Source organism: Citreimonas salinaria, assembly GCF_900107235.1.
Lineage (GTDB): Bacteria > Pseudomonadota > Alphaproteobacteria > Rhodobacterales > Rhodobacteraceae > Citreimonas > Citreimonas salinaria.
This window is the reverse complement of record NZ_FNPF01000005.1, coordinates 54,791-79,682: the sequence shown is the minus strand read 5'-3', so window position 1 is coordinate 79,682 and position 24,892 is coordinate 54,791. Positions and strand designations below refer to the sequence as shown.

Sequence of the window (24,892 nt, the reverse complement as noted above, 5' to 3'; positions counted from 1 at the left end):
CGGAGGTGTCCCACGGTGGGACATCCACTCGCCGACGTGAAATCAATGACTTGCAGAGACAGATTCACCATTCGTCAACGATTCGGACCGCCTGGAGCGCGATCGGACGGACGGCGCGTCAGCCCAGCGCGTGCTCGAGATCGAGGAACAGGCGCGCCTGGCACATGTCGCGGAAGACGCCGATCTCGGCGGCCAGAAGGCCCTGCGCGATGCTTTGATACATCCGGCAGGTGCCGAAGGCGATGTCGCTCGGCGCATAGAGCGCGTGGCGCGGCAAGTCTCCGTCGCGCGGGGCCTGCTCAAGCTCGGCCTCGCGGGCCTGCATCCGTTCGACCAGCGCGCAGACGCCGGAGAAATCGATCGCGAACTGCTCGACCCCGGACAGATCCACGAGGCAGCTTTGCCCCGGGCGCCCCTGCGGATCGGCGACATAGGCGGCGAATCCGGCGAGCACCGCCTGCGTGTCGAGCACGCCGGAAAAGCGGACATGCACGATCCGCGTCCGGCTATCGATGGAATAGAGGGGAATCATTCGCGGGATTTCCTTGGACGCCGAACCGGTCACGCAGCTTGGTTCTTCGGTCTTGCGGACAGGACGAGCCAGCGGGACCGGCCGACCGGGCAGGCCCCGCGCGTCTCTACACAGGGCGCCGTCATTGCGCAACTGAGACTTTCGGTTGTGACGCCCCGTCGCGGCGCAGAGGGCAGAATTCGGGCCGCGGCGGCTGCCGCGGCCCGAACGGCCTCGCCCGGAGGCTCAGTCCATCTGCTTGAAGGCGAATTCGCCGCCTTCCTTGATCCCCGAGAACCAGCGCGCCGTGACGGTCTTGGTCTTGGTGTAGAACCGGAAGGCGTCGGGACCATACTGGTTGAGGTCGCCGAAGGCCGACTTCTTCCAGCCGCCGAAGGTGTGGTAGGACAGCGGCACCGGGATCGGGAAGTTGATGCCCACCATCCCGACGTTCACGCGGTGCGCGAAGTCGCGCGCGGTGTCGCCGTCGGCGGTGAAGATCGCGGTGCCGTTGCCATAGGGGTTGTCCATGGTCAGCTTCAGCGCGTCCTCGTAGGTCTCGGCGCGCACCTGGGACAGGACCGGGCCGAAGATCTCTTCCTTGTAGATTTCCATGTCCGCGGTGACGTGGTCGAAGAAGGACGGGCCGATGAAATAGCCGTTCTCGTAGCCCTGCATCTTGAAGCCGCGGCCGTCGACGGCAAGGTCCGCGCCCTGGTCGACACCGCTCTGGATCAGCCCGCGGATGCGCTCCTCGGCCTGCTTGGTGATGACGGGGCCGAAGTCGACGTCGTCGCCGCCGGTGTAGGGGCCGACCTTGAGCTTCTCGACGCGCGGGATCAGGCGTTCGCGCAGGGCGTCGGCGGTCTTTTCACCCACCGGCACCGCGACCGAGATCGCCATGCAACGCTCGCCGGCCGCGCCGTAGCCCGCGCCGACCAGCGCGTCGGCGGCCTTGTCGAGGTCCGCGTCGGGCATGATGATCATGTGGTTCTTGGCGCCGCCGAAGCACTGCGCGCGCTTGCCGTTGTTGGCCGCGCGGCCATAGATGTACTGCGCGATCGGGGTCGAGCCCACGAAGCCCACCGCCTGCACGGTGTCGTTGTCGAGGATCGCGTCGACCACGTCCTTGTCGCCGTTGACGACCTGCAGCACGCCGTCGGGCAGGCCGGCCTTCTTCAGCAGTTCGGCGAGGCGCAGCGAGGTCGAGGGGCAGCGCTCGGACGGCTTGAGGATCATCGCGTTGCCGCAGGACAGCGCCGGGGCCATCTTCCACAGCGGGATCATCGCGGGGAAGTTGAACGGCGTGATGCCGGCGACCACGCCCAGCGGCTGGCGCATGGAATACAGGTCGATGCCCGGGCCGCCGTTGTCGGTGTATTCGCCCTTGAGCATCGCGGGCGCGCCCATGCAGACCTCGACTACCTCGAGACCGCGCTGCACGTCGCCCTTGGCGTCGGGCAGGGTCTTTCCGTGCTCGCGGCTGACCAGCTCGGCCAGCTCGTCGATGTGCTCGTTGATGAGTGCGCCGAACTTCATCATCACGCGGGCACGGCGCTGCGGGTTGGTCGCGGCCCAGCCCTTCTGCGCCTCGGCGGCGCGGGCCACGGCGTCGTCGAGCTCTTCCCTGGTGGCCAGCGGCACGCGGGCCTGCACCTCGCCGGTGGCGGGGTTCATCACATCGGCGAAACGGCCGGAATTGCCGGGCACGCGCTTGCCGTCGATGTAGTGGGAAAGGTCGGTCATGTGGTCCTCCTGTCTGTTGGGGCGCAAGGTAGGCTTGCACGGTTGCGCGCGCCAGACGCAATCTGGCAAACAGGTTTTGCAATAATGCAAGGCGGGGCCATGAGCGAAAGCTGGGACGACCTGCGGATATTCCTGGCGGCGGCGCGGGATGCCACGCTGTCGGCGGCGGGCGAGCGGCTGCGGATGGACCCGGCAACGGTGGGGCGGCGGATCGCGCGGCTGGAACGCACGATGGACGCGCCGCTGTTCGCGAAAAGCCCGCAGGGTTACGCGCTGACCGAGGCGGGGGCGCGACTGCTGGCCCATGCCGAGGCGGCCGAGCAGGCGATGGCGGCCGGGGAAGACGCGGTGCGCGGCCGCGCGGATCAGGGCCTGTCGGGGCAGGTGCGCATCGGCGCGCCGGACGGCTGTGCGAATTTCCTGCTGCCGCAGGTCTGCGCGGCTATCGCGACCGTGAACCCGGGGCTGGACCTGCAGATCGTGTCGCAACCGCGCGTGGTGAACCTTTCGCGGCGCGAGGCGGACATGGCGATCGCGGTGTCGGCGCCCACGGCGGGTCGGCTGACGGTGCAGAAGATCACCGACTACCACCTGCACCTGGCCGCGACGCGCGGGTATCTGGACGCGCATCCGCCGATCGCCTCGGTCGAGGACCTGCGCGCGCACCGGGTGGTGGGCTACATCCCCGACATGATCTTCGACCGCGAGCTGGACTACCTCGGCGCGCTGGGGGTCGAGCGGGTGACGCTGGCGTCGAACTCGGTTTCCGTGCAGTTCCAGTGGCTGCGGGCGGGCGCGGGGCTGGGGATCGTGCACGATTTCGCGCTGCCCTCGGCGCCCGACCTTGTGCGCGTGCTGCCCGAGACGGTGCGCCTGACGCGCAGCTTCTACCTGGTGCGCCACGCCGACGACGCGCGGCTGCCGCGGCAGGGCCGGCTGGCCGAGGCGCTGGTGGCCGGGCTGCGGGCGGAATGTGCGCGGCTGGAGGGGCGTGACGCTTGACAGGCGCCGGGCGCACGGGGGACGCTGGTCTTCACGCAAGGAATGGAGGTCCTCATGCAGGTGCAGAACATCCTCAAGAGCAAGGGATCCGAGGGGGTCGTGACGGTGAAGCCGGGCACGCTGGTCTCGGACGTGACGCGCACGCTGGCCGAGCATCACATCGGCTCGGTCGTGGTGTCGGCGGACGGCAAGAGGATCGACGGCATCCTGTCGGAACGCGACATCGTGCGCGAACTGGCGGCGCGCGGCGCCGACTGCCTGTCGGAGCCGGCCGAGACCTACATGACGCGCAAGATCCACACCTGCGCGCGCAGCGACTCGGCGGACCACGTGCTGGCCGCGATGAGCGAGGGGCGGTTCCGCCACATGCCGGTGGTCGAGGACGGCGTGCTGGTCGGGCTGATCACGCAGGGCGACGTGGTCAAGGCCAAGCTGGGCGAACTGGCGATGGAGAAGAACGCGCTCGAAGGGATGATCATGGGGCATTGAGGCGCGGGGCGCTGGCGCGCCGCGTCGCCTCTGCCCGGCGCCCCGCCTCGGCCCGCATCACGGCGGCGGAGGACGCGAGGGCGCGGCGTTTCCCGCTTGCAATCGCGCGCGCAATCTTGTTGCGTCGCGACCGCACAGGACATTTCCAAGGACACGCCCCATGCGCATCGGCCTTTACCCGGGAACCTTCGACCCGATCACGCACGGGCATATCGACATCATCCGCCGCGCCACGCAGCTGGTCGACCGGCTGGTGATCGGCGTCGCGATCAACCGCGACAAGGGGCCGCTGTTCGAACTCGAGGACCGGGTGCGGATGATCGAGGACGAATGCGCAGCCCTGTCCGAACAGACCGGAGTCGAGATCGTCGTCCACCCGTTCGAGAACCTGCTGATCGACTGCGCCCGCGACGTGGGCGCGCAGATCATCGTGCGCGGCCTGCGCGCGGTCGCGGATTTCGAGTACGAGTTCCAGATGGTCGGCATGAACCGCGCGCTCGACGACCGGATCGAGACGGTGTTCCTGATGGCCGAGGCGCGGCACCAGGCGATCGCGTCGAAGCTGGTCAAGGAGATCGCGCGGCTGGGCGGGGACGTGTCGAAGTTCGTCACACCGCCGGTGCACGAGGCGCTGCGCAAGCGCTTTGCCTGACGCGCGGGGCACGCGGCCCCGCGTCAGGCGCTGATATCGGACCTACTTTCGGCGGGCAGGCCTAGCCGTAGACGGCTTGGCGGGCAACGCGGTCCTCGATCCCGGCGATGTCGAGGTCGAGCTTGATGTCCAGCGGCAGCTTGCGCAGTTCGTACACCGTCTGGCGGTAGCGGGCGCGCCGGGCCATCCGGGCGCGCAGGTTGGAGATAAAGGTCATGTCGGAACTCCTGTCCGTCTGTTTTCCGGCGGGCTTTCCCGCCTTCCGTTAGCGGAAACATAGGCACGCTGCGACGCAGCACAACGGCCGCGACGGAAAGGCCGCCCTGCGGATTCTGCATGGCGCAGAGCGGCCGGACGCCGCGCCGGAAGAAGGCCGCGGTTCAGCGCGAGGATCGCGTCCGGTGGACCGGAGGGGTGCGGGCGCGATGCGTGCTATTTCTTGCCGGCGTCGCCGCCGACATCCTCGATCGCGTCGTGATCGACCAGGTTCCATGCCAGGCCTTCGTTGCGGTAGATCCGCTTTCCCTGGCGGGTGTAATCGCCCACGTCGTGAGCTAGCCTTTCGCCCACCACGATGCAGCGCAGGATCTCGGTCCCGGTGTTCCTGATCGAATGCGCGAGACCGCCCTTGCGATACCCCAGGAAGTCGCCCGGCCCGATCGCGTGCTCGCCGTCGCCGATGAGCGCGGTCGCGGTGCCCGCCAGCACGTAGACGCATTCGTCCTCGTAGTGGTGGCGGTGGTGTTCCGTCGTCTCGTGCCCCGGCGCCACCTCGATGATGTGAAAGCCGAAGCCCGTCAGGCCCGTCAGGTCGCCCAGCGACTTGTTCAGGCGCTTCGCGTTCGGGTTCAGAAAGTGCGTCTTCCGCGTGCCTTCCATCTCGGCGATCTCGGATTCGCGGACCAGATACACGTCGTCAGGCATGGCCATTCCCCGTTGGTTTTCAGTGCAGGCGAACCATAGCGAGCCGAACGCGCTTGAACAGCCCGCGCACGCGCGCCTGGGCGTCTGCGACCAAAGCGAAAAGGGCCGCCCCTGCGGACGGCCCTTCGTTCAGATCGCGAAACGCGTCGGCTCAGGCGACCTTGCCCATCGCCACGGCCACGTCGGCCATGCGGTTCGAGAAGCCCCATTCGTTGTCGTACCAGGTGAGGATGCGGACCATCGTGCCGTCCATCACCTTGGTCTGGTCGGTCGCGAAGATCGAGCTGCGCGGATCGTGGTTGAAGTCGGTCGACACGAGCTTGCCGTCGGTGAAGCCCAGCACGCCCTTCAGCGGACCGTCGCCGGCCGCCTTGCGGATCAGGTCGTTGATCTCGTCCTCGGACGTGGCGCGCGAGGCCTCGAACGTCAGGTCGACGACCGAGACGTTGGGCGTGGGCACGCGGATCGCGACGCCGTCGAGCTTGCCCTTGAGGTCGGGCAGCACGAGGCCGACGGCCTTGGCGGCACCCGTCGAGGTCGGGATCATGTTCATCGCCGCGGCGCGCGCGCGGTAGAGATCCTTGTGCATCGTGTCCAGCGTCGGCTGGTCGCCGGTGTAGCTGTGGATCGTGGTCATGAATCCGCGGGTGATGCCGACGGCCTCGTGCAGGACCTTGGCGACCGGCGACAGGCAATTCGTGGTGCACGACGCGTTCGAGACGACCTTGTGCTCGGCGCTCAGGATCTCGTGGTTGACGCCGTAGACGACCGTCGCGTCGGCATCCTTGCCGGGCGCCGAGATCAGCACGCGCTTCGAGCCGTTCTTGAGATGCTCGGCCGCCTTGTCGCGGTCGGTGAAGAGCCCGGTGCATTCCAGCGCGATGTCGACGTCGGACCAGGGCAGCTCGGCCGGGTTGCGGATCGCGGTGACGCGGATCGGGCCGCGGCCGGCGTCGATCGTGTCGTCGCCGGTCTTCACCTCGACGGGGAAGCGACCGTGCACGCTGTCGTATTGCAGCAGGTGGGCGTTGGTCTCGACCGGGCCGAGATCGTTGATCGCGACGACCTCGATATCCTCGCGGCCGGATTCGACGATCCCGCGCAGGATGTTGCGGCCGATGCGGCCGAACCCGTTGATGGCGACTTTGACGGTCATGCTCTTTCCCTTCTACGTTGGGCCCGCCGGATGCGGGCCGGTGATGCTGTCCGGCCCGGCGGGCCGTCGGATCCCGGATGCGCGGGCGGGCCGGCGGATACGGCGGCTTGGGTCTCAACGACCAAACGGCACCGCGAAAGTCAAGGCAGGCGGGCGGGCGTTAGCGCCAGAAGGCCATCCAGTCGATCAGGACCAGCAGCTTGCGCGCCAGGAAGAGCAGGGCGCGCCCGTCGGAAAGCACGAGGTCGGCCGCGATCGCGGCCAGCACGACGGCACCGAGGATCAGGGCGAGGCGGGTGGTCATGGGCGGACTTTCGAAGTCGGTGCCGGAGAGGGGGGCGCTGCCGCCGCCGCGCGGCTCTCCGGGGCTATCCGGGCGGGCGCGCGGCGCACTGTCAGAGGATGCGGGGCGTGGGGCGGTCGAAGACGCGGCGGCCGAGCGCCGAGGCGCACAGATCGACCATCAGCTGCGCGGTGCGGCCGCGTTCGTCCAGCATCGGGTTGAGCTCGACCAGGTCCATCGAGGTCATCAGCCCGCTGTCGTGGATCATCTCCATCGCCAGGTGCGCCTCGCGCACCGTCGCGCCGCCGGGGACGGTGGTGCCCACGGCGGGCGCCACGGCGGGGTCGAGGAAGTCGACGTCGAGCGAGACGTGCAGCGCACCGCCCGCCTGCGCCACTCGGTCGAGGAACGGCCCGAGCAGGGCGGCGAGGCCGTTCTCGTCCAGCGCGCGCATGTCGTGGCGTTCGACGCCGCTGGCCTCGATCGCGTCGACCTCGGCCTGATCGACCGAGCGCAGGCCGATGATGCAGACGTTCTCCTGCGGGATGGTGGCCGCGAGGGGCGGGAAGTCGCCGAAACCCGGCTGGCCGGTCACGTAGGCCAGCGGTGTGCCGTGCAGGTGGCCCGAGAGCGTCGTCTGCGGCGTGTTGAAATCCGCGTGCGCGTCGAGCCAGAGCACGAATTGCGGGCGGCCCTGTTCGGCCGCGTGCGCCGCCACGCCCGAGACCGAGCCCAGCGACAGCGCGTGGTCGCCGCCAAGGAAGATCGGCAGGCCCTCGGTCATGGCCTCGCGGGCGGCGCGGGCCAGCGCGCGGGTCCAGCCGACGGTCTCGGGCAGGGCGAACAGCTGGTCGCGGTCATCCATGCCGGTGTCGTCGGGGCGCACGTTGCCCAGGTCGCGCACGGTGTGGCCCAGGTCGGCCAACGCGCCCGGCAGGCGCGCAGTCCGGAAGGCGTCGGGGCCCATCAGGCAGCCGGCGCGGCGCTTGCCGGAATCCGTCGGCGCGCCGATCAACAGGAGGGTCTGGGACATGGGCACCTCGTCTTGGTTGGCGTTGCGGCGGAGCCGCACAACTGGAACGTGTGGCGGAGCCGCACGGCTGAAACGGCAGCGGAGCCGCACGGGCCGGAACGGCGGCGATTCCGCCTTGTCGCGGTCATGGCGCGAAAGCGGCGGGGGTGACACCCCCCGGGGCGAACGGGTTCCGGGGCGTCCGCGCTCAGGCGCGGGGTGCGCGCAGGGCGGCCAGCCAGACCAGCACCAGCAGCGCCGAGGCGATCGCGTTCCAGCCGGCCATCGAGATGCCCAGCATCTGCCACGGGATCTCGTCGCAGCGCACCAGCGGCGCGTTCATGATCTGGTCGAGCAGCGCGTCGGTGTCGAGCCCGCCGATATCCTGCGAGGTGCAGGTGGTGGGGCCTTCCCACCAGCCGCGCTCGACGCCTGCGTGATACGCGCCGATCAGGGCCGAGCTGCCCACGGCGGCGGCGCCCAGAAGCGCGACGATCGCCAGCGGGGCCGCCAGCGCCACGAGTCCCGCGGCGATCGCGCCCACATGACCGTAGCGCTGCCAGTAGCACAGCTTGCACGGCGGCATGTCGCCGAGATACTGGAAGCCCAGCGCCGCAAGCATCAGCGCGGCCGAGCCGGCCGCGGCGAGGATCATCAGGGTCTTTCGTGTCATAGCGTGCCCGCCGCAACGAATCCGCCCACCAGAAGCACTACAAAGGCGGTGAAGACAAGGCCCAGCCGGCGCTCGATGAAGTCGCGGATCGGCGGGCCGAAGACGCGCAGCAGCGCCGCCACCACGAAGAACCGCAGCGCCCGCGCGACGATCGAGGTGACGACGAAGGTCGCGAGCGGCATCGCCGTCCAGCCCGACATGATGGTGATGACCTTGTAGGGAAACGGCGTGACGCCGGCGATCAGCACGGCCCAGAAGCCCACGCCGTTGAACTGGTCGTTGAACGCGGCCATCGCGTCGGCCTTGCCCAGCGCGGTCAGGATCGGCTGGCCGAGGCTTTCGTAGAAGAAGTAGCCGATCCCATAGCCGGCCATTCCCCCGGCCACCGAGGAGATTGTGGCCACCAGCGCGATGAGCCACGTGCGGTGCGGGGCGGCCAGGATCATCGGGATCATCAGCACGTCGGGCGGGATCGGGAAGACCGAGCTTTCGACGAAGGCGACGGCGGCCAGGATCCACAGCGCGCGCGGGTGGTCGGCCTGCGCCATCGTCCAGTCGTAAGTGCATCGCAGCATGGCGGATCTCCTCGACCGACTTCTGACCACGGTGGCCGGTCGCTGGCAAGGGCTGCCGACGCGGTGCGGCATCGCGGGCGCGACGGCGCGGGATTCGGATCCCGCGCGCGCGGAGCGCGATTGACGCAGCCCGACGCTTGGTATACCCGCAGCTCCGGGCCCGAGTGGCGGAATGGTAGACGCAGGGGATTCAAAATCCCCCGCTGGCAACAGCGTGTCGGTTCGAGTCCGACCTCGGGCACCACATTGGATCGGAAGGCTTTTCCCCCGATCCGCGTGGCGCTCCGGCCGGGCCCTTTCAATACCGTGTAGCACCGACCGGAGTCACGGGGTCGTGTTCGTCCGGCCGCTTGCCGCGAACGCCTGACGGGGCGCGCGAGCAGGGTCGCGGATCCGGCTAGCCGCCTTCGGACGTGCCGCCCGTAACCGTCAGTCCCAGCAGCCGCCAGACCTGCATGCCGCCGCGGTAGTAGGAAATGCGATCGGCGGGATAGCCTGCCTCGACCATGTTCCGGATCGCGGTGGGGGATTGTCCGCACCAGATCCCGTTGCAGAACAGCGCGACGCGTTTCGCGTTGCTGCAATCCCACCCGTCGAAATCGGGCTCGCAGCCCAGCCGACCGAGCTCGTCAAGCACATGGGTATAGGGGATGTTGATCGCGCCGGGGATCGTGCCGCCCTGGAACCAGTCCGGCGTGCGGCTGTCCACGACGGTCGCGTCGGGATCCTTCAGCATGTCGATCAGTTCCAGCTCTCCGATCGTGTAGACCCCGTCGGCGGGGCTGTGAGGCTGGATGCAGAAGTCGGGGCAGGGGCGCGAGGTTCGGGCCCACTCTCCGCTGATCTCGTGCGACGTGTCCTGGATGCGGTCGATCTTCACCGGGCCGGACGCGGTCTCGACCGTGACGGACGGCATGTCCGAGGTAATCCCAACCGTCGTCTGGGCCATGGCTGGGGCGGCCAGTAGCGCAGCGGCGGCAAACAGCGTGCGTGTCTTCATGGCGTGTCCTCCTGAAGGTCTGCGTACAGCGCAGCCTAGACGGTTGCGCGCCGTTCGTCACCGGGCTGCCGAAGCGGCACCGGAACGCGGCGGATCACGTATCGGGCGGGATCAGCCCGAGGCCGCGCAGGTAGACGCCGATGGCGGATTCCAGCAGGTCCTCCGGCGGGAAGGGCGATTGCGTGCCGGGCGAGTTGCGGGCGAAAAGCTCGACCACGCCGTGGCTGAGCGCCCAGATGTGGGCCGAGAACATCGCCGGCGGCGGGCGCTTGGCCTCGGGGATGTGCTGCGACAGGTCGGCGGCGGCGCGTTCCAGCACGCCGCGCGCGCGCGCCGAGACGGCGGCAAGTTCCGGCGAGTGGTTGACCGAGATGCCGGATTCGAACATCGCGATGTAGTGGCCGGGATGCTTGCGCGCGAAGGCGAGGTAGGCGCGGCCCGTCGCCTCGAACGCCGCCAGCGCCGAAGGCTGACCGGATTCGTAGGCGAACTCCATCACGTCCGAGAAGATCTGGTAGCCCTGCAGCGCGGCCTCGGCGATCACGTCCCCGCGCCCCGAGAAGTGGCGGTAGACCGCCGCCGGGGTCACGCCCGCGCGCTTGGCCGCCTCGGACAGGGTGAAGCCGGTGGGGCCCTTCTCTTCGATCAGTTCGAGCGCGGCATCGACCAGCGCCTGGCGCAGGTTGCCGTGGTGATAGCCGCGCTTATGCATCGAGCAGGCCCGGCCCGGCGCTGATCCGCGGATCGGGGACGCCGAGCGCCGCATCGTCGCGGTGATCGTAGTCCAGCCCGCTCAGCACCGAGCGGATCGCGGTCAGCCGCGCGCGGCGCTTGTCGTCGGCGCGGATCACGGTCCAGGGCGCGTGGGCGCTGTGGCTGCGCGACAGGGTTTCACGGATCGCCAGCGTGTAGGCGTCCCACAGGGCGAGGCCGTCCACATCAATGCGCGACAGCTTCCAGTGCTTCAGCGGATCGCGCTCGCGCTTGAGGAAGCGGCGCAGCTGCTCGGCCCGGCTGACGGTGAGCCAGATCTTTAACAGGTGGATGCCGTCGTCGGTCAGCAGGCGTTCGAAATCGCCGACCTGGGCGAAGAAGTGCTGCCGCTGGGTGTTCGTCGCGAAATCGAAGACGGATTCGACGACGCCGCGATTGTACCACGAGCGGTCGAAGAAGACGATTTCGCCGGCGGTCGGCAGGTGCGCGGCGTAGCGCTGGAAGTACCACTGGCCGGCCTCGGTCTCGGTCGGCTTGCCCAGGGCGACGACGCGGGCGCCGCGCGGGTTGAGGTTCTCGCGGAAGCGCTTGATCGTGCCGCCCTTGCCTGCCGCATCGCGGCCTTCGAAGACGATCGCCACGCGGGCGCCGCTGGACTTGGCCCAGGCCTGCATCTTGGCCAGCTCGATCTGCAGGGCGTCCATCTGGGCGCGGTATTCGTCATGGGCCAAGGGCTCGGCATAGGGGTAGTCTGGGTCGAGGATGTCGCGATCCCCGGCCAGGGCCTGGCGCACGTCCTTGGGCGCGTCGGCTTCGGCATAGCGCGAGATCGCTCCGTCGAAGGGCAGGCTGTCGATGGGGTTCGTCATCACGGGCCGTCCTGTCGGGCTGCGGGGCGGGTACTATGGGGGGCGGTGCGGCTCAACGCAAACCGGCGCGTTCGGCGGCGCGGACGATCGCCTCGACCACGGCGCCTTCTCGGGCGTGGTGGGGCATGTGGCCGACGCCTTCGAGCACGGTCAGGTTGGCGTCGGGCAGGATTTCCGCCGCGGCGACCGAGTGGATGTCGAGGCCCACGGTGTCGTCCTCGGCGCCGTGGACCAGTTCGACCGGCAGGGACAGGCCGGCGTAGCGCGGAGACATGTCGCGCAGGTGGCCCTTGAGCGCCTGCACCTGTCGGGCATTGGCGCGCAGCTGGCCCGGGCGGAGCGACAGGCCCGGTCCGATGTGGGCGAGATACCCCTCGGGCATCGGGTTGGGGGCGAAGATCGGCTCGACCCGGTCGGCGGTCTGCATCGGGTCGATCAGCGCCGCAGCCAGCGGGGCCAGGGTGGCGCCACCGAGGCGCGAGCCCAGCAGCTTGTACGAGGTGGCGATGTCGCCGGGCCAGGGCATGATCGCGCCGGCAAGGCTGACCACCGCCGCCGCGTCGTGGTCCAGCGCCCAGGCCATGGCGACCGAGCCGCCGAAGCTGTGGCCGACGACGACCGGGTCCTCGACGCCGATCTGCCGCGCGGCCTGCGCCAGAAGGGCGGCCTGCTGCTGCGGGCTCTCGGCGCGGGTGTTCATCGCGCCGGCATAGCTTTCGTCGATGCGATCGGTATAGCCCAGCCCCGGACGGTCGAAGGCGGTGACGCGAAAGCCGCGCTCGACCAGCCGCGGGACCAGCGAGAAGGTCATGTCGCGCAGGTTGCCGCCCGCCCCGTGGATCAGCACCACGTCCGGGCCGGTGCCCCGCTGGACGTAGTGCACGCGCGAGTCGTCCACTTGCGTGAACTGCCCGACCGGCGGCCAGCGTTCCTCGGCGCGCGCCACGGCGCGGTCGGCGCTGCGCTCGACGATGACGCCGCAGCCGGCCAGCGCCAGCAGCAGGACCGCCGCGACGAGGGTCCAGGTGTTCATGCCTCGGCCCGCAGGTCGGGGTCGGAGCGCTTGCCGATATCGGCCAGGTCGAAGGGCGTGGTCTGGTAGATCTCGTTGATCCAGTTGCCGTAGAGAAGGTGCGCATGGCTGCGCCACCGGTTCTGCGGGGCGCAGGTCGGATCGTCGCCTGGATAGTAGTTGCCCGGCACGTTGATCGGCCGGCCCTCGGCGACGTCGCGGTCGTATTCCTGTTTCAGCGTGTCGCTGTCGTATTCCAGGTGGTTGAAGATGTAGAGCGCGCGGTGAGCAGGGTCCTCGACGAGGCAGGGACCGGTTTCGTCGCTGTCGATCAGGATGGGCAGGCCGGCGGCCTCGATCTCTTCCCGCTTCAGTTCGGTCCAGCGCGAGACCGGGATCACCATGTCGTCGGAGAAGCCGCGCAGGTAGGGCGAGGCCGGCGCGCGATTGGTGTGCCGGATGCAGCCGAAGGCCTTGGCGTCGAGCATGTGCTTGTCGACGCCATGGAAATGCCGCAGCATCGCCATGCCGCCCCAGCACACGCCGAAGGTGGAATGCACGTGGGTCTGCGTCCAGTCGAAGACCCGGGTCAGCTCGTCCCAGTAGGTGACCTCCTCGAAGGGCAGGTGCTCGATCGGGGCGCCGGTGATGATCAGCCCGTCGAAACGATCGCCCGCCTCGGCCACCTCGGCGAAGGGGCGGTAGAAGGCCTCCATGTGCTCGGCGGCGGTGTTCTTGGTCTGGTGCTCGCTCATGCGGATCAGGCTGAACTCGATCTGCAGCGGCGTCGCGCCGATCAGGCGGGCGAACTGGTTCTCGGTCTGGATCTTCTTCGGCATCAAGTTGAGCAGCCCGATGCGCAGCGGACGGATGTCCTGCCGCTCGGCCAGCGCGTCGGCCATGACGGACACGCCTTCACGGGTGAGCACGTCGAAGGCGGGCAGGTCGGCGGGCAGCTTGATCGGCATCGGACATCCTTTCGCGAAGGGCAGAGATAGGCCAAGCGGCCGTGGCGGGCAAGGTGGGCGGAACGCGACCCCGATGCCGCACGGCTTCCGCAGGACCCAACCCCCATGCTAGCGCTTTCAAAGCATTTGGCAGCGCTGTCAGAGAACGAGGGGCGGCGTAGGCCCCGACTCCTCGAGCAACCAGCGCGCCCGCATGGCTCCGTCCTCGTGGTCCAGGATCAGGGCGTTGCGCTGTGCGGTGTAGCGGCCCGACTGGCCGGGCAGCGGGTGGATGCGGATCGGGTGGCCGCGCAGCGGTGACTCGCCCAGGGTCGCCAGCGTGCCCAGCGTGCGCGCCCAGGCGACGGGCGGCGCGGGATGGCTCACCCCCGAGGCCACCAGCTGGTGCAGGACCTTGCCGCGGTCCAATCCCATCGTGGCGCGCGTGGCGAGGTGGATCTCGCCCGAAACGACGGTGACCTGGGCGGACTCGGGCGCGGCCATGCGCCGGCAGAGCTGCAGCATGCGGCGCCACGACGACCGGTGCGCGCGGCTCTGCCACTGGTCGCGCAGGTCGTCCTCGTATTTCTGCATCTTCGGCACGATCACCATCAGTAGTTCGAGCAGCGACAGGCGCGGCCCCAACAGCGGCACCGACGAGATGAACAGCGTGCGACCGGCAAAGCCGTCGCGCGCGGCGTCCTCGACCATGTCCCACCCCTCGCGGCCCATGATCTCGCGCCGGGTGCGCTGGCTGCGCAGGTCGGGGGCGAGCAGGCGCAGGCCGGGCAGGTCGACTTGCCAGCCCAGATGCGAACCGTCCGGGTCGGCGAAGCGCGCGGGCAGATCGCCGTCGCGCGTGCCGTGCTGGAAGGCGAGCGCCATCTCGCGCGCGACGTCGAAGATCAGCCGCCCGACGGACGAACGCGCCGCGCTGCGGGGCAGCGACCCCCAGCCGTCGCAGATGTCGTGGTCGTCCCATTGCATGACCGACGGCACCCGCGCGGTCAGCCAGCGGAATCCCTCGGCGGTGTACAGCGCGTGGTAACGATCGAAGAAGCGCTGCCGCAGGTGGACGCGCAGGTCTTCGAGCGTGTCGCTCTCCGGGTCCTCGGGCCAGGCGTCCGGCCACCCGGCCGAGGCGGGATGCCCGTCCGTCGCCTCGTCGGCATAGACCTGGTCACCACCGTGGATCAGCAGCGCGAACGGCGCCTCGCGGTGATGCTCGCCCAGGCGCGCCCAGATCACGTTGCGCTCGACCGGGTCGCGGTCGAGGTCGCCGTGTTCCTCGCCGTTGCACGAGACGTATGCGATGCGCGGGTCTGGCGCGGCCGCGCCGGCCAGGTCGAAACGCGTGCCGGCCCACGCGTAGTGCGACGGGCTGGTCGCGGGCCGATCGAAACGCGCGCGCCAGACGGCGCGGTCGCCGCAACTCAGGATGGCTTCGGGGTGGTGCGTGCCGTCCTCGGTCTCGACCGGCGGGGGCGCTGTGTCGGCGGGTGCGACGAACAGAGCGGCAAGCCGCATCGTGTCGTCGCGGACGCTGTCGAGGATCAGGACGGGGCCGGTGATGGAAACGGTCATGCTCGGCAACTTCGATGACCCGTCGCCGGTTGCACGAGGCCCGGTCACGCGGGCAGGGCGCTTGCGATCAGGTCCTGGAATTCCGCCTCGGTCTGCACGCGGGCAAGGTCCGCCGCCTCGACCGTGACGCCCCAGTTCCGCGCGATCGCCTCGTAGAGCGGCTGGCGGTGTGCCAGCGCGCGCGCGTAGGTCCAGCGGATGAAGGCGTCGGGATCGACGGCGTCATCAGCGAAACCGGTTTCGTCCAGGTAGGCAGACCAGGCGCGGTCGAGGAATTGCGGCTGGTAGGCCATGGGCTTCGGCGCGCGGTCGAAGCGGCGGATCAGCTCGGCGGTGTGCGCGTCGCTGCCGCGGATCCAGACCATAAGCGCGACCTGTGACAGCGCTGTCAGGATCTCGTCGCGGGGGCTCTCCGGATCGACCCACTCGCAGATCGACCCGCCGGTGTCGCAGACGAAATGCGGGTAGCCGTAGAGGTCCTGCGCCCGGTCGATGAAATAGCCGGTGTCCAGCAGCGCCTGCATCTCGGCGCGGCGGAACTGCTCCTGCCGGCGGCGATACTCGGCGATTGGCATGCCGCCCTTCGCCGGATCGCCCGGTTTGCCGAGATAGGCCGAAACCGGCTTGAGGTTCTCGAAGCTGAGATTCGATCCGATGTAGATCGAATCCGTCATCAGCAGGTCGCGCAGGAAGGGCACCTTCATCGCCTCGCGCTTGGCGTTGTCGACGATGTATTCGCCCATGTAGCGGGTGCCGATGCGGTAATCGATCGAGTAGTGGAACCAGTCGCCGCTGGCACGTAGCATGGAGGATACGTGCGTCTTGCCCAGTCCCGACATGGCGAACAGGACGACGCGCTTGCTGGGCGCGTCGCGCCAGGCCTGAGCGGTGGGGTAGAGCATGGGCGGCGTCCGTCTGCGTGGTGGCGTGCCCTGCGTAAGCGGGCGCGGGGGCGGCGTCAAATGGCTCCGTCGTGCGGCTGGGTGGACGGTCGGCGGCCGAGACGAAAACGGCCGGCACGACGGCCGGCCGTTCATCATCCGCCGGGTGGCGTCCGGATCAGTCCTTGGGGCCGATCATCTGCTCGGGACGCACGACGCGATCGAAGGTCTCTTCGTCGACGAAGCCCAGCGCGATCGCTTCCTGCTTCAGCGTCGTGCCGTTCTTGTGCGCGGTCTTGGCCACCTTGGTCGCGTTGTCATAACCGATCTCGGGGGCGAGCGCGGTGACCAGCATCAGCGATTCGCGCATCAGCTTGCCGATCCGGTCCTCGTCGGCCTTGAGCCCGGCCACGAGATTGTCGGTGAAGGCACTGGCCGCGTCGCCCAGAAGCTGCATCGATTGCAGCACGTTGTAGGCCATCATCGGCTTGTAGACGTTAAGCTCGAAATGGCCCTGAGACCCGGCGAAGCCGACGGCGGCGTCGTTGCCCATGACATGTGCGCAGACCTGGGTCAGCGCCTCGCACTGGGTGGGATTCACCTTGCCGGGCATGATCGAGCTGCCCGGCTCGTTCTCCGGAAGCATCAATTCCCCCAACCCGCAGCGCGGGCCCGAGCCCAGCAGCCGGATGTCGTTGGCGATCTTGAACAGCGAGGCCGCGACCGTGCGCAGCGCGCCCGACATCTCGACCATCGCGTCGTGCGCGGCCAGTGCCTCGAACTTGTTCGGAGCGGTGACGAAGGGAAGACCGGTAATTTCCGCCATGTTGGCGGCGACCGTTTCGGCCCAGCCCTTGCGCGTGTTAAGGCCCGTGCCCACGGCGGTGCCGCCCTGTGCCAGCTCGTGGATGCGGGGCAGCGCGCCCTCGACGCGGGCGATGCTCATGCGGATCTGGTGGACGTAGCCCGAGAATTCCTGCGCCAGCGTCAGCGGCGTCGCGTCCTGCGTATGGGTGCGGCCGATCTTGATGATGCCCTCGAACTCGGCCTGCTTGGCCTCCATCGCGGCCAGCAGCTTGCGCAGGCCGGGCAGTGTCACGTCGCGCGCGGTCATCGCCGTGGCGATGTGCATGGCGGTCGGGAAGGTGTCGTTCGACGACTGGCCCATGTTGCAGTGATCGTTGGGGTGCACGGGGTCCTTGGAGCCCATGGTGCCGCCCAGGATCTCGATCGCGCGGTTGCCGATCACCTCGTTGGCGTTCATGTTCGACTGGGTGCCCGACCCGGTCTGCCACACGACCAGCGGGAAGTGGTCGTCGAGCTTGCCCTCGACAACCTCGCCCGCGGCCTCGATGATGGCATCGGCGATCTTGGCGTCGAGCGTGCCTTGCGCCTTGTTCGCCTGCGCGCAGGCCTTCTTTATCACGCCCAGCGCGCGCACGATGGCCACCGGCTGACGCTCCCACCCGATGGGGAAGTTCTGGATCGAGCGCTGCGTCTGCGCGCCCCAGTACTTGTCGGCGGGAACCTCGAGCGGCCCGAAGCTGTCGGTTTCGGTGCGGGTGGCGGACATGGCCTTCTCCTCGGTATGCGGTCGCATGCGCATTAGCCGCTGGAGGACGCGGGGGCAATCGGGCAGATCGCCGTTTGCGTTAACGGCCCGGGAACGAGGTTGCGTGCGGCCGACGCGCTATTTGCGGAACTTGTCGAGGCTGACGATCTCGGCGTCCTGGTGCTTCTTGTCCGCGTCCTCTTCGACCTCGGCGGTGTCGTCCTCGTCGAGTTCGTCCTCGTCGTCCTCGTCGTCCTGGGATTCGAAGCGCAGACCGAATTCGACCGACGGGTCCACGAAGGTTCGGATCGCGTCGTAGGGGATGTACAGCCGTTCCGGCGAGTCGCCGAAATTCAACGTCACGGCAAAGCCCTCTTCGCCGACGTCGAGCCCGTCGAACCAGTGCTGCATCACCACCGTCATCTCTTGGGGATAGCGGTCGGACAGCCAGTCCGCGATCTCGACGTCCGGGTGGCCGGTGTCGAAGGTGATGAAGAAGTGATGCTCGCCCGGCAGGCCGCGTTCGGCCACGTCGAACAGGACCTCCTGGATGAGGCCACGCATCGCGCGATGCATCAATCTGCCGTAATCGATCCGTCTGGACATGGGTCCGCCTTCAGGTTTCGCGCCCAGCATATGGCATCTGCCGCCGAGTAAAAGGGGGGAATCGGAAGATGGTGTCACCCGCGCGGGTTGCTTGCGCGGAAGGGGCCGGGAACGGCGCCCGCCCGGCTGACCACGCGCGCCAGCTCGCGCAGGATCTTGAGCCGGATGGCGCGGGCGTAGTCGCGGTGACCGCGCGCGGTCACGACGAAGCCGTCGCCTGTCACGACGCTGCGGCGGTAGAAATTGGTGATCGCCACGCCGATTCCCTCGATCGCCAACCCGTTGACGGTGATGCCCGCGCGCTCGGCCCGGCGGCGGGCCTGGCCGATCTCGCCGCCCGCATTGGGTGTGCCGTCGCCCGAGACGTCGACGATGCGGCGCGCGCAGTCGGGGGCGTCGCGGAACTGCCTCAAGGCGAAATCCAGCGCCTCGGCGGGTGCGGTGTCCGACAGGAGGAAGGCGCGCGGCATGGCCCGAGCGGCGGCGGCGAAGGACTCTACCTGCGCATGGCCGAGCATCTGCGTCCAGGGCAGGGTCAGCGCCTGCATGTCCGGCCCGGACCATTGCATCACCGCAAGGGCCACCCTGTCGCGCACCAGGATTTCGGCGATGGCGGGGTCGCGCAGCGCGGCGGCGAGGCCATCGGCCTGCAGCCGGTATTCCCCCGCATCGACCGAGTTCGACACGTCCATCGACAGCATCAGCGCCGTCTGGCAGGCCAGCGCCTGCCCGGCCGATACCAGCCAGCAAAGACCGATCGCGCGCAGCATGGCGCAAGCGTCGGGCCTGCCGCGGCGCAGGTCAAGCGATGTCGCCCTGCGGCCTGCGCAGGCGCGATGGCATGCTTGCCGCGCGGTCAGGAATGGAGAGAGGAAAGTGCAGGCTTCTGTTGCCAGGTGCCTGCGAACCCCGCCTTGAACTGCTAGGCTCAAGGACTTCAGATTTCGGTCTGATTACCGCTTACGCGGCAACTGCAACCGGAGCATTATTGTCGTTGGCAATTATGCTTTACGGACCGATAACGGTGGTACCTCACCGGGACAAAGCCACGTCTTTACACGTTCGTCGATCCTGTTTCGGCCCCATGTCCCGCCAACGCCGGGATATTGGTGGAGCCGCCGGGTACCGCCCCCGGGTCCGATCCGCTTATTTCACGCGCGTTTATGCCCATAGTCCCGTTTCCGGGACACGACAGATATAGCCGTGCACGGGGCCGCGTTCAAGACGTCGGATCACGGCTTTATGTAGGTATAGCCGTCCTGCTGCAGCTTGCTCAGCTCGGCCACGCCCGAGGGCACGATGTCCTCGTCCCACGCGTCGTAGAGATCGTCGAGCGCGATGTCGCGGGCAGTGAGCGTGTTCTCGCAGATGAGAAACCGGACGTTCTGGCCCTTCAGCCCGCCGATGCGGGTCTGCAGGCCGTCGTCGTCCTTCGCGGCCATCAACAGACCGAGTCCGTCGCCGTGCATCACGACCGCGATTTCGATGTTCCCGGCGCCGACGGCGTTGATGTGATTCTGGACGTTGCCAAGGGCCGAGCGGTAGGTCGTGCCCGTGATGCCGTCGAAGTTGATATGGTAGACGGCCTTCTGTTTTCCGTAGCCGTCGTCCTGCGCCGCGACCGGTCCCGCGATCAGCAGGAAGGCGGCGGCCAGCAGTGTCAGCAGACGTGTCATGTCGTTCTCCTCGCTCGGTTGATGCGCCGATCCTAGCACGCCGGCGCGGTTCACGCCTGCCGAACGCGCTGACCGGCCCGGGCTAGCCGGGCCAGTTCGTCCAGATCAGCCAGGCGGCAGGGATGGCTTCGAACGCGAACCAGATCAGCGCCTTGGGTTGCGGCGGCTTGTCGACCACCATCGAGATCGCGCGCCCGGCGGAGGCCCCCGCATAGGCCACGCCCAGCATCGCGTAGGCCCAGGGCGCGCCGGTCGCCAGACAAACCACGCCGATGGCCACGAACAGCCCGCCGGCCGAGGCGCGGATCTCGCTCAGGCCCATGGTGCTGTCGGTCGGCTGCATTTCCAGCACGCCAGCCGTGTACCGCGGCGCGACGAAGCCGAAGAGTCCGAAGGCGATGGTCAGAAGCGCGATGAGCGGATCGATGAGGTCGAGCATGTGGCGGGCCTTTCGTGGTCTCCCGCCAGACCTAGCGTGGCGGCACGGCGCGTCCACGGGGGCTGGATGTCGCCGCCCGCGTGTGGGCGGCGACCTTCTCGACGGTGACACCGCGACGCACGCGGCGCCGTCCGTCTAGCGTTTGAGCATCGCCTCGCGCAGCTTGTCGCCCAACGCGCCCGTGCCCTCGGAGTTGGCCGGCTTGCCGCCCGGTTTGCCGCCCGCGCCACCCGGCCCGCTGCGACCGGACTTCCCGCCAGTCGGTTTGCCGGGGCCGCTCCGCGCTCCGGAAGCCGTCTTCGGCGCACCGCCGGACCGGTTGGCCCCGTCGCGCGCCGAGGCGCCGCCGTCCTTGCGCATGCTCAGCCCGATGCGCTTGCGTGCCACGTCCACCTCGGTGACCGCAACCTGCACCACGTCGCCCGCCTTCACCACCTCGTGCGGATCCTTCACGAAGCGGTCGGCCAGCTGGCTGACATGGACCAGCCCGTCCTGGTGCACGCCGATGTCGACGAAGGCGCCGAAGGCCGCGACGTTGGTCACGGTGCCTTCCAGCCGCATGCCGGGCTTGAGGTCGCGGATCTCCTCGACGCCCTCGGCGAAGGTCGCGGTCTTGAAGGCCGGGCGCGGGTCGCGGCCCGGCTTTTCCAGCTCGGCCAGGATGTCGCGCACGGTGGGCAGGCCGGTGCGGTCGTCGGTGAAGCGCGCGGGGTCGAGCCCGCGCAGCGCCGCGCCGTCGCCCATCACCGCGCGCAGCTCGCGCCCGCAGGCCTTCACGATGCGGCGCGCGACGTCGTAGCTTTCGGGGTGCACGCCCGAGGCGTCCAGCGGCTCGGCCCCTTCGCGGATGCGCAGGAAGCCGGCCGCCTGCTCGAACGCCTTGGGTCCCAGCCCCGCGACCTTCAGCAGCGCCTTGCGCGACGGGTAGGCGCCGGCTGTGTCGCGATGCGCCACCACCGCCTCGGCCAGTTTCGGACCAAGCCCGGCGACCCGCGCCAGCAGCGGCGCCGAGGCGGTGTTCAGGTCCACGCCGACGGCGTTCACCGCATCCTCGACCACCGCGTCGAGCGCCTGCGCCAGCCGCTTCTGGTCCACGTCGTGCTGGTATTGCCCGACGCCGATGGACCGAGGCTCGATCTTCACCAGCTCGGCCAGCGGGTCCTGCAGGCGACGCGCGATCGACACCGCGCCGCGCAAGCTGACGTCTAGATCAGGGAATTCCCGCGCCGCCAGTTCCGAGGCCGAGTAGACCGAGGCGCCCGCCTCGGACACGACCACCTTGACGGGACGCTTGGCCGCCGGGACCTTGTCCAGCGCCTCGGCGACCAGCCGCTCGGTCTCACGGCTGGCAGTGCCGTTACCGATGGCGACCAGCGCCACGCCGTGACGCTCGACCAGCGTGCGGATCGCGGCCATCGCACCATTCAGGTCGTTCCTGGGCTGGAACGGGTACAGCGTCGCCGTCTCGACCACCTTGCCGGTGGCGTCGACGACCGCGGCCTTGACGCCGGTGCGGATGCCGGGGTCGAGCCCCAGCGTCGCATTGGCGCCCGCGGGGGCAGCCAGCAGCAGGTCGCGCAGGTTGCGGGCAAAGACGCGGATCGCCTCGTCGTGGGCGGCGCGGCGCATCTCGGTCAGCAGGTCCACGTACATCGACAGGCTCAGCTTGACTCGCCAGGTCCAGGCGCAGGCCTCGCGCAGCCAGGCGTCGCCCGACCCGTCGCCGTCCGTCTTCAGCGTCGCCGCGATCATCGCCACGGCGCGCGCCGGTCCGGTCTCGGGCTCGGGCGCGATCTCGATGGTCACGATCTCCTCGTTCGCGGCGCGCAGGATCGCCAGCGCGCGGTGGGCGGGGATGTTCGCCCACTTCTCGGAATGGTCGAAGTAGTCGCGGAACTTGGCGCCGGCCTCTTCCTTGCCGGGCTGGACGCGGGCCGTGACGAAGGCCTCGGCGCGCATGAAGTCGCGCAACCGGCCCAGCAGGGCGGCATCCTCGGACAGGCGCTCGGCCAGGATGTCGCGCGCGCCGGCCAGGGCCGTCTTTGCGTCGGGCACGGCCTCTGAGACGTGGCGGGACGCGAGCGCCTGCGGATCGGCACGGCGATCCGAGAGAATGGCGTCCAGCAGCGGTTCGAGCCCGTTTTCCCGCGCGATCATCGCCTTGGTCCGGCGCTTGGGCTTGTAGGGCAGGTACAGGTCTTCGAGCGTGGCCTTGGTGTCGGCCTGCACGATGGCACGCTCCAGCTCCGCGGTCAGTTTCCCCTGCTCGCGAATCGCGCCGAGGATCGCCGCACGGCGGGCCTCGAGCTCGCGCAGGTAGCCGAGCCGGTCCGATAGCGTGCGCAGCTGCGTGTCGTCCAGCCCGCCGGTCGCCTCCTTGCGGTAACGGGCGACGAAGGGGACCGTCGCGCCCCCGTCCAGCAGTGCCACGGCGGCGGCGACCTGGGCGGGACGGGCGGCGATATCTGTGGCGATGCGCGCGTGGATGCGCTGTTCGGCGGGCACGGCGGTGCGCGGGTCATTCTGGCTCACGGGGGTCTCCGGAACGGTTGGAGGCCCTTGATAGGGTGCCTACAATTGAAACGAAAGAGGTCTTGCCGGGCCGCGCCCGGAAACCGGTTGGCAACCAATGTGGTGCACTGCTTGCGCGATGAACGAAGTTGAATCCTCCGCCGGCGCCACGCGGCGCGTCATGGTCGACTGGGCCATCCTGCTGGGCCTGGTCGCGATGATCGCGCTTCTCGGCGTGGCCATGCTGGGCGGTGGCCGTGCCACGGCAGACGCGCCGGTGCTTGTCATCGCGCCGCCCTGGGGGGCGGGCGCGGCGGCGATCGTGGCGGCCGCGGGTGGAACTGCCTTGGGGCCGATCGAAGCGCCGTTCGCGACCTTGGCGCGGTTCGAGGAAACGGTTCCGGTCGAAAGGATGCGCGCCTTGGGCGCCTGGTCGGTACGCGACGGCGCGGCCCTCGCCAATATTTGCGGAGTGAATTGAAATGAAGATCGCCTCTTTTCTGCGCGGGATCACGCCGGCGGGTATCGTCGTCTTCGTGGCGTGCGCATTGGCAGTCCTGAACATCGGTGCCGAGCTTTTTCTGGGTCTCTCGGTCGTCACGACCGTGCTCTCGGTCCTGGTCGCCGGTGCCGCCGTGGTCTCGGCCCGGCTGAAAACGGGGCTCACGGATTACGTTCTGTCGCTGGCACTGGTCGCGCAATCGGCGATCTTCACCGCCACGTTCACCGGCCATGCATGGCAGATCGACACGCACATGCTGTATTTCCTGGTCTTGGCCTGCGTGTCGGTTCTGGGCCGCGTCGGGCCGCTGCTGGCGGCCTGCGGCGTCATCGCCGTACATCATGCGGGCTTCTCGCTCCTGATGCCGGCGCTGGTCTTCCCGTCGGTCACCCTAGCCGAAAACCTGCTGCGCACGGGTCTGCACGGCGTGCTCGTGTTGCTCGAGACCGGGGCGCTGGCGCTCTCGATCGCTCAGAGGAACACGATGGCCGCCCGCGCAGAGGCCGCAACGTGGGATGCCACCGAGGAAGCGGGCCGCGCCCAAGCCGCGCGCGACGACGCGCAGCGGCGGGCGGACGAGACGGATGCGGCCGTGGCGGTTCTGCGCGCGCACCTGTCGCGGCTGGCCGACCGAGATCTCGACTGCCCGATCGACAGCACGCTGCCCGTGGAGTTCGCGGATGTCGGCGATGATTTCAACCGCGCCGTCAGCCAGTTGAGCGAAGCCATCGGTAGCGCGCAATCCATGGCCCGCGGTTTCGCCCGCGAGGCAGAGGCGCTGCAATCGGTCACCGGTTCCCTGTCCACCCGCTCCGAGGAACAGGCTCTGGCCTTGTCCGAAGTGAATTCCGGCATCGGCGCCGTGTCGGAGAGGCTGGCCGCAGCTGCCGCGCAGGCCGACGATGCGGCGAACGCCGCCAGTCGCACCCGATCCGAAGCCGAAGAGGGAGGCGTGGTGACGGACCGCGCAATCGCTGCGATGAACCTGATCGAAAGCAGCACCTCGGAGGTCGCCAAGATCATGGACCTGATCGACGACATCGCCTTCCAGACCAACCTGCTGTCGCTCAACGCCGGGGTCGAGGCCGCCCGCGCGGGCGAATCCGGGCGCGGCTTCGCCGTGGTCGCCAGCGAGGTGCGCGGCTTGGCCCAGCGCACCGCCGAGGCGGCGAGCGGCGTCAAGGAACTGATCGCGAAGAGCGCGAGCCACGTCTCGGACGGCGCCGCGCTGGTGAACGAGACCGGAGACCGGCTTTCGCGGATCGTCGACCAGGTCAAGGCGGTGTCAGGCATGATCGAGACGATCCGCGACGGCAGCCAAGCGCAATCGGCCGACATCTCGAGCCTGTCTCAGACGGTCGCGGACCTGGACGGACGGACGCAGGCCACCGCGGGCCAGAGCGAGGAACTGGCCGCGATGGGCATGCGCCTGCGGTCGGATGCAGAGGAACTGGCGCAATCCATGGCGGCCTTCCACCAGGTCGGGGTGAGGCAGGGAAGGCACGCCGCATGATCGTACGCCCGGAGACGTGGATGGCCCGGCCGCACCTGGCGGAGCACGCGTCCCGGGCCTACG

Annotated in this window: 27 protein-coding genes, 1 tRNA gene and 1 other RNA gene; 6 read left to right on the top strand and 23 right to left on the bottom strand. The window is 69.0% G+C overall.

The genetic code is table 11. The features are described from left to right. Window positions 1–118: 118 nt before the first annotated feature. Both BLW27_RS08230 and BLW27_RS08225 read right to left on the bottom strand, forming a co-directional pair. The gene (locus BLW27_RS08230) at window positions 119–532 is read right to left on the bottom strand and encodes a hypothetical protein (RefSeq protein WP_089882082.1); all 414 of its coding nucleotides are present in this window, start codon (window positions 530–532) and stop codon (window positions 119–121) included. A 225-nt stretch (window positions 533–757) separates the two neighbouring features. Further along, window positions 758–2,257: a CoA-acylating methylmalonate-semialdehyde dehydrogenase gene (locus tag BLW27_RS08225; protein ID WP_089882080.1), complete on the bottom strand. Its 1,500-nt coding sequence runs from the start codon at window positions 2,255–2,257 to the stop codon at window positions 758–760. A 99-nt stretch (window positions 2,258–2,356) separates the two neighbouring features. Here BLW27_RS08225 and BLW27_RS08220 point away from each other — a divergent pair, with 99 nt between their 5' ends. The 3 genes from BLW27_RS08220 (at window position 2,357) to coaD (ending at window position 4,400) form a co-directional block, all read left to right on the top strand. Next, complete coding sequence (locus BLW27_RS08220; RefSeq protein WP_089882078.1) at window positions 2,357–3,259, top strand: LysR family transcriptional regulator; 903 nt, start codon at window positions 2,357–2,359, stop codon at window positions 3,257–3,259. 54 nt (window positions 3,260–3,313) lie between these two features. Then, entirely contained in the window at window positions 3,314–3,748 is a 435-nt protein-coding gene (locus BLW27_RS08215; protein ID WP_089882491.1) for a CBS domain-containing protein, read from the top strand. A 160-nt stretch (window positions 3,749–3,908) separates the two neighbouring features. Beyond that, on the top strand, window positions 3,909–4,400 hold the full coding sequence (coaD, locus tag BLW27_RS08210) for a pantetheine-phosphate adenylyltransferase (RefSeq protein WP_089882076.1): 492 nt from the start codon (window positions 3,909–3,911) through the stop codon (window positions 4,398–4,400). A gap of 61 nt (window positions 4,401–4,461) precedes the next feature. Here the strand turns inward: coaD and BLW27_RS21150 are convergent, their stop codons facing one another. From BLW27_RS21150 to BLW27_RS08185, 7 genes are all read right to left on the bottom strand, one after another. After that, window positions 4,462–4,617, bottom strand: coding sequence for a hypothetical protein (locus tag BLW27_RS21150; RefSeq protein ID WP_177177851.1), 156 nt, complete (start codon window positions 4,615–4,617; stop codon window positions 4,462–4,464). 215 nt (window positions 4,618–4,832) lie between these two features. Next, window positions 4,833–5,324, bottom strand: coding sequence for a cupin domain-containing protein (locus BLW27_RS08205; RefSeq protein ID WP_089882489.1), 492 nt, complete (start codon window positions 5,322–5,324; stop codon window positions 4,833–4,835). A gap of 151 nt (window positions 5,325–5,475) precedes the next feature. Next, window positions 5,476–6,480, bottom strand: coding sequence for a type I glyceraldehyde-3-phosphate dehydrogenase (gene gap / locus BLW27_RS08200; RefSeq protein ID WP_089882073.1), 1,005 nt, complete (start codon window positions 6,478–6,480; stop codon window positions 5,476–5,478). 160 nt (window positions 6,481–6,640) lie between these two features. After that, window positions 6,641–6,784, bottom strand: a complete 144-nt coding sequence (locus BLW27_RS21145) for a hypothetical protein (protein WP_177177850.1) — start codon at window positions 6,782–6,784, stop codon at window positions 6,641–6,643. Window positions 6,785–6,875: 91 nt separating this feature from the next. Next, window positions 6,876–7,796: an arginase gene (rocF, locus tag BLW27_RS08195; RefSeq protein ID WP_089882071.1), complete on the bottom strand. Its 921-nt coding sequence runs from the start codon at window positions 7,794–7,796 to the stop codon at window positions 6,876–6,878. Between the two features lie 187 nt (window positions 7,797–7,983). Continuing rightward, complete coding sequence (locus tag BLW27_RS08190) at window positions 7,984–8,448, bottom strand: disulfide bond formation protein B (protein ID WP_089882069.1); 465 nt, start codon at window positions 8,446–8,448, stop codon at window positions 7,984–7,986. After that, on the bottom strand, window positions 8,445–9,023 hold the full coding sequence (locus BLW27_RS08185; RefSeq protein ID WP_089882066.1) for a YqaA family protein: 579 nt from the start codon (window positions 9,021–9,023) through the stop codon (window positions 8,445–8,447). Before BLW27_RS08185 ends, BLW27_RS08190 begins: the two co-directional genes overlap by 4 nt. 158 nt (window positions 9,024–9,181) lie before the next feature. On the opposite strand from BLW27_RS08185, the gene BLW27_RS08180 reads away from it, so the two are divergent. Further along, window positions 9,182–9,267, top strand: a tRNA-Leu gene (locus BLW27_RS08180). 153 nt (window positions 9,268–9,420) lie between these two features. Here the strand turns inward: BLW27_RS08180 and BLW27_RS08175 are convergent. From BLW27_RS08175 to BLW27_RS08110, 14 genes are all read right to left on the bottom strand, one after another. Then, window positions 9,421–10,023 (bottom strand): rhodanese-like domain-containing protein, encoded by a 603-nt coding sequence (locus BLW27_RS08175; protein WP_089882064.1) that lies wholly within the window; start codon window positions 10,021–10,023, stop codon window positions 9,421–9,423. A gap of 94 nt (window positions 10,024–10,117) precedes the next feature. Then, window positions 10,118–10,735 carry a TetR/AcrR family transcriptional regulator gene (locus tag BLW27_RS08170; RefSeq protein ID WP_089882062.1) on the bottom strand — a complete coding sequence of 206 codons (618 nt, stop codon included), beginning with the start codon at window positions 10,733–10,735 and terminating at the stop codon, window positions 10,118–10,120. Continuing rightward, window positions 10,728–11,606 carry a polyphosphate kinase 2 gene (ppk2, locus tag BLW27_RS08165; protein WP_089882060.1) on the bottom strand — a complete coding sequence of 293 codons (879 nt, stop codon included), beginning with the start codon at window positions 11,604–11,606 and terminating at the stop codon, window positions 10,728–10,730. The genes BLW27_RS08170 and ppk2 overlap by 8 nt, the downstream gene beginning before the upstream one ends. 52 nt (window positions 11,607–11,658) lie before the next feature. Further along, window positions 11,659–12,639, bottom strand: a complete 981-nt coding sequence (locus tag BLW27_RS08160) for an alpha/beta fold hydrolase (RefSeq protein ID WP_089882058.1) — start codon at window positions 12,637–12,639, stop codon at window positions 11,659–11,661. After that, window positions 12,636–13,586 carry a homoserine O-succinyltransferase gene (locus BLW27_RS08155; RefSeq protein WP_089882056.1) on the bottom strand — a complete coding sequence of 317 codons (951 nt, stop codon included), beginning with the start codon at window positions 13,584–13,586 and terminating at the stop codon, window positions 12,636–12,638. The genes BLW27_RS08160 and BLW27_RS08155 overlap by 4 nt, the downstream gene beginning before the upstream one ends. A 138-nt stretch (window positions 13,587–13,724) precedes the next feature. Further along, entirely contained in the window at window positions 13,725–15,149 is a 1,425-nt protein-coding gene (locus BLW27_RS08150; protein ID WP_089882054.1) for an alkaline phosphatase D family protein, read from the bottom strand. A 44-nt stretch (window positions 15,150–15,193) separates the two neighbouring features. Then, a complete protein-coding gene (locus BLW27_RS08145; RefSeq protein ID WP_089882052.1) occupies window positions 15,194–16,051 on the bottom strand; it encodes an ATPase in 858 nt (285 codons plus the stop codon). Window positions 16,052–16,208: 157 nt separating this feature from the next. Next, window positions 16,209–17,603, bottom strand: coding sequence for a class II fumarate hydratase (gene fumC / locus BLW27_RS08140; protein ID WP_089882487.1), 1,395 nt, complete (start codon window positions 17,601–17,603; stop codon window positions 16,209–16,211). Between the two features lie 117 nt (window positions 17,604–17,720). Beyond that, complete coding sequence (locus tag BLW27_RS08135) at window positions 17,721–18,188, bottom strand: SspB family protein (protein WP_089882049.1); 468 nt, start codon at window positions 18,186–18,188, stop codon at window positions 17,721–17,723. Window positions 18,189–18,262: 74 nt separating this feature from the next. Beyond that, window positions 18,263–18,958, bottom strand: coding sequence for a DUF1194 domain-containing protein (locus BLW27_RS08130; protein ID WP_089882047.1), 696 nt, complete (start codon window positions 18,956–18,958; stop codon window positions 18,263–18,265). 105 nt (window positions 18,959–19,063) lie between these two features. Beyond that, window positions 19,064–19,415, bottom strand: a transfer-messenger RNA (tmRNA) gene (gene ssrA / locus BLW27_RS08125). 5 nt (window positions 19,416–19,420) lie between these two features. Further along, window positions 19,421–19,864: a DsrE family protein gene (locus BLW27_RS08120; protein ID WP_089882045.1), complete on the bottom strand. Its 444-nt coding sequence runs from the start codon at window positions 19,862–19,864 to the stop codon at window positions 19,421–19,423. An 82-nt stretch (window positions 19,865–19,946) separates the two neighbouring features. Continuing rightward, window positions 19,947–20,303 (bottom strand): DUF4345 family protein, encoded by a 357-nt coding sequence (locus BLW27_RS08115; RefSeq protein WP_089882043.1) that lies wholly within the window; start codon window positions 20,301–20,303, stop codon window positions 19,947–19,949. 135 nt (window positions 20,304–20,438) lie between these two features. Beyond that, window positions 20,439–22,835, bottom strand: coding sequence for a Tex family protein (locus BLW27_RS08110; RefSeq protein WP_177177849.1), 2,397 nt, complete (start codon window positions 22,833–22,835; stop codon window positions 20,439–20,441). Window positions 22,836–22,953: 118 nt separating this feature from the next. On the opposite strand from BLW27_RS08110, the gene BLW27_RS08105 reads away from it, so the two are divergent. Then, window positions 22,954–23,295, top strand: coding sequence for a hypothetical protein (locus BLW27_RS08105; RefSeq protein WP_089882041.1), 342 nt, complete (start codon window positions 22,954–22,956; stop codon window positions 23,293–23,295). Between the two features lies 1 nt (window position 23,296). Beyond that, window positions 23,297–24,829 (top strand): methyl-accepting chemotaxis protein, encoded by a 1,533-nt coding sequence (locus BLW27_RS08100; RefSeq protein WP_089882039.1) that lies wholly within the window; start codon window positions 23,297–23,299, stop codon window positions 24,827–24,829. The last annotated feature ends 63 nt before the right edge of the window (window positions 24,830–24,892 follow it).

Bases quoted from the DNA above. Each gene is read 5' to 3' on its own strand.
- BLW27_RS08115 (WP_089882043.1), bottom strand. From the start codon at position 20,303: ATGCTCGACCTCATCGATCCGCTCATCGCGCTTCTGACCATCGCCTTC.
- BLW27_RS08220 (WP_089882078.1), top strand. From the start codon at position 2,357: ATGAGCGAAAGCTGGGACGACCTGCGGATATTCCTGGCGGCGGCGCGG.
- ppk2 (WP_089882060.1), bottom strand. From the start codon at position 11,606: ATGACGAACCCCATCGACAGCCTGCCCTTCGACGGAGCGATCTCGCGC.
- BLW27_RS08130 (WP_089882047.1), bottom strand. From the start codon at position 18,958: ATGCTGCGCGCGATCGGTCTTTGCTGGCTGGTATCGGCCGGGCAGGCG.
- BLW27_RS08160 (WP_089882058.1), bottom strand. From the start codon at position 12,639: ATGAACACCTGGACCCTCGTCGCGGCGGTCCTGCTGCTGGCGCTGGCC.
- gap (WP_089882073.1), bottom strand. From the start codon at position 6,480: ATGACCGTCAAAGTCGCCATCAACGGGTTCGGCCGCATCGGCCGCAAC.
- BLW27_RS08100 (WP_089882039.1), top strand. From the start codon at position 23,297: ATGAAGATCGCCTCTTTTCTGCGCGGGATCACGCCGGCGGGTATCGTC.
- rocF (WP_089882071.1), bottom strand. From the start codon at position 7,796: ATGTCCCAGACCCTCCTGTTGATCGGCGCGCCGACGGATTCCGGCAAG.
- fumC (WP_089882487.1), bottom strand. From the start codon at position 17,603: ATGTCCGCCACCCGCACCGAAACCGACAGCTTCGGGCCGCTCGAGGTT.
- BLW27_RS21150 (WP_177177851.1), bottom strand. From the start codon at position 4,617: ATGACCTTTATCTCCAACCTGCGCGCCCGGATGGCCCGGCGCGCCCGC.
- BLW27_RS08120 (WP_089882045.1), bottom strand. From the start codon at position 19,864: ATGACACGTCTGCTGACACTGCTGGCCGCCGCCTTCCTGCTGATCGCG.
- coaD (WP_089882076.1), top strand. From the start codon at position 3,909: ATGCGCATCGGCCTTTACCCGGGAACCTTCGACCCGATCACGCACGGG.
- BLW27_RS08215 (WP_089882491.1), top strand. From the start codon at position 3,314: ATGCAGGTGCAGAACATCCTCAAGAGCAAGGGATCCGAGGGGGTCGTG.
- BLW27_RS08205 (WP_089882489.1), bottom strand. From the start codon at position 5,324: ATGCCTGACGACGTGTATCTGGTCCGCGAATCCGAGATCGCCGAGATG.
- BLW27_RS08175 (WP_089882064.1), bottom strand. From the start codon at position 10,023: ATGAAGACACGCACGCTGTTTGCCGCCGCTGCGCTACTGGCCGCCCCA.
- BLW27_RS08170 (WP_089882062.1), bottom strand. From the start codon at position 10,735: ATGCATAAGCGCGGCTATCACCACGGCAACCTGCGCCAGGCGCTGGTC.
- BLW27_RS08230 (WP_089882082.1), bottom strand. From the start codon at position 532: ATGATTCCCCTCTATTCCATCGATAGCCGGACGCGGATCGTGCATGTC.
- BLW27_RS08150 (WP_089882054.1), bottom strand. From the start codon at position 15,149: ATGACCGTTTCCATCACCGGCCCCGTCCTGATCCTCGACAGCGTCCGC.
- BLW27_RS08190 (WP_089882069.1), bottom strand. From the start codon at position 8,448: ATGACACGAAAGACCCTGATGATCCTCGCCGCGGCCGGCTCGGCCGCG.
- BLW27_RS08145 (WP_089882052.1), bottom strand. From the start codon at position 16,051: ATGCTCTACCCCACCGCTCAGGCCTGGCGCGACGCGCCCAGCAAGCGC.
- BLW27_RS08105 (WP_089882041.1), top strand. From the start codon at position 22,954: ATGAACGAAGTTGAATCCTCCGCCGGCGCCACGCGGCGCGTCATGGTC.
- BLW27_RS08135 (WP_089882049.1), bottom strand. From the start codon at position 18,188: ATGTCCAGACGGATCGATTACGGCAGATTGATGCATCGCGCGATGCGT.
- BLW27_RS08185 (WP_089882066.1), bottom strand. From the start codon at position 9,023: ATGCTGCGATGCACTTACGACTGGACGATGGCGCAGGCCGACCACCCG.
- BLW27_RS08155 (WP_089882056.1), bottom strand. From the start codon at position 13,586: ATGCCGATCAAGCTGCCCGCCGACCTGCCCGCCTTCGACGTGCTCACC.
- BLW27_RS08225 (WP_089882080.1), bottom strand. From the start codon at position 2,257: ATGACCGACCTTTCCCACTACATCGACGGCAAGCGCGTGCCCGGCAAT.
- BLW27_RS21145 (WP_177177850.1), bottom strand. From the start codon at position 6,784: ATGACCACCCGCCTCGCCCTGATCCTCGGTGCCGTCGTGCTGGCCGCG.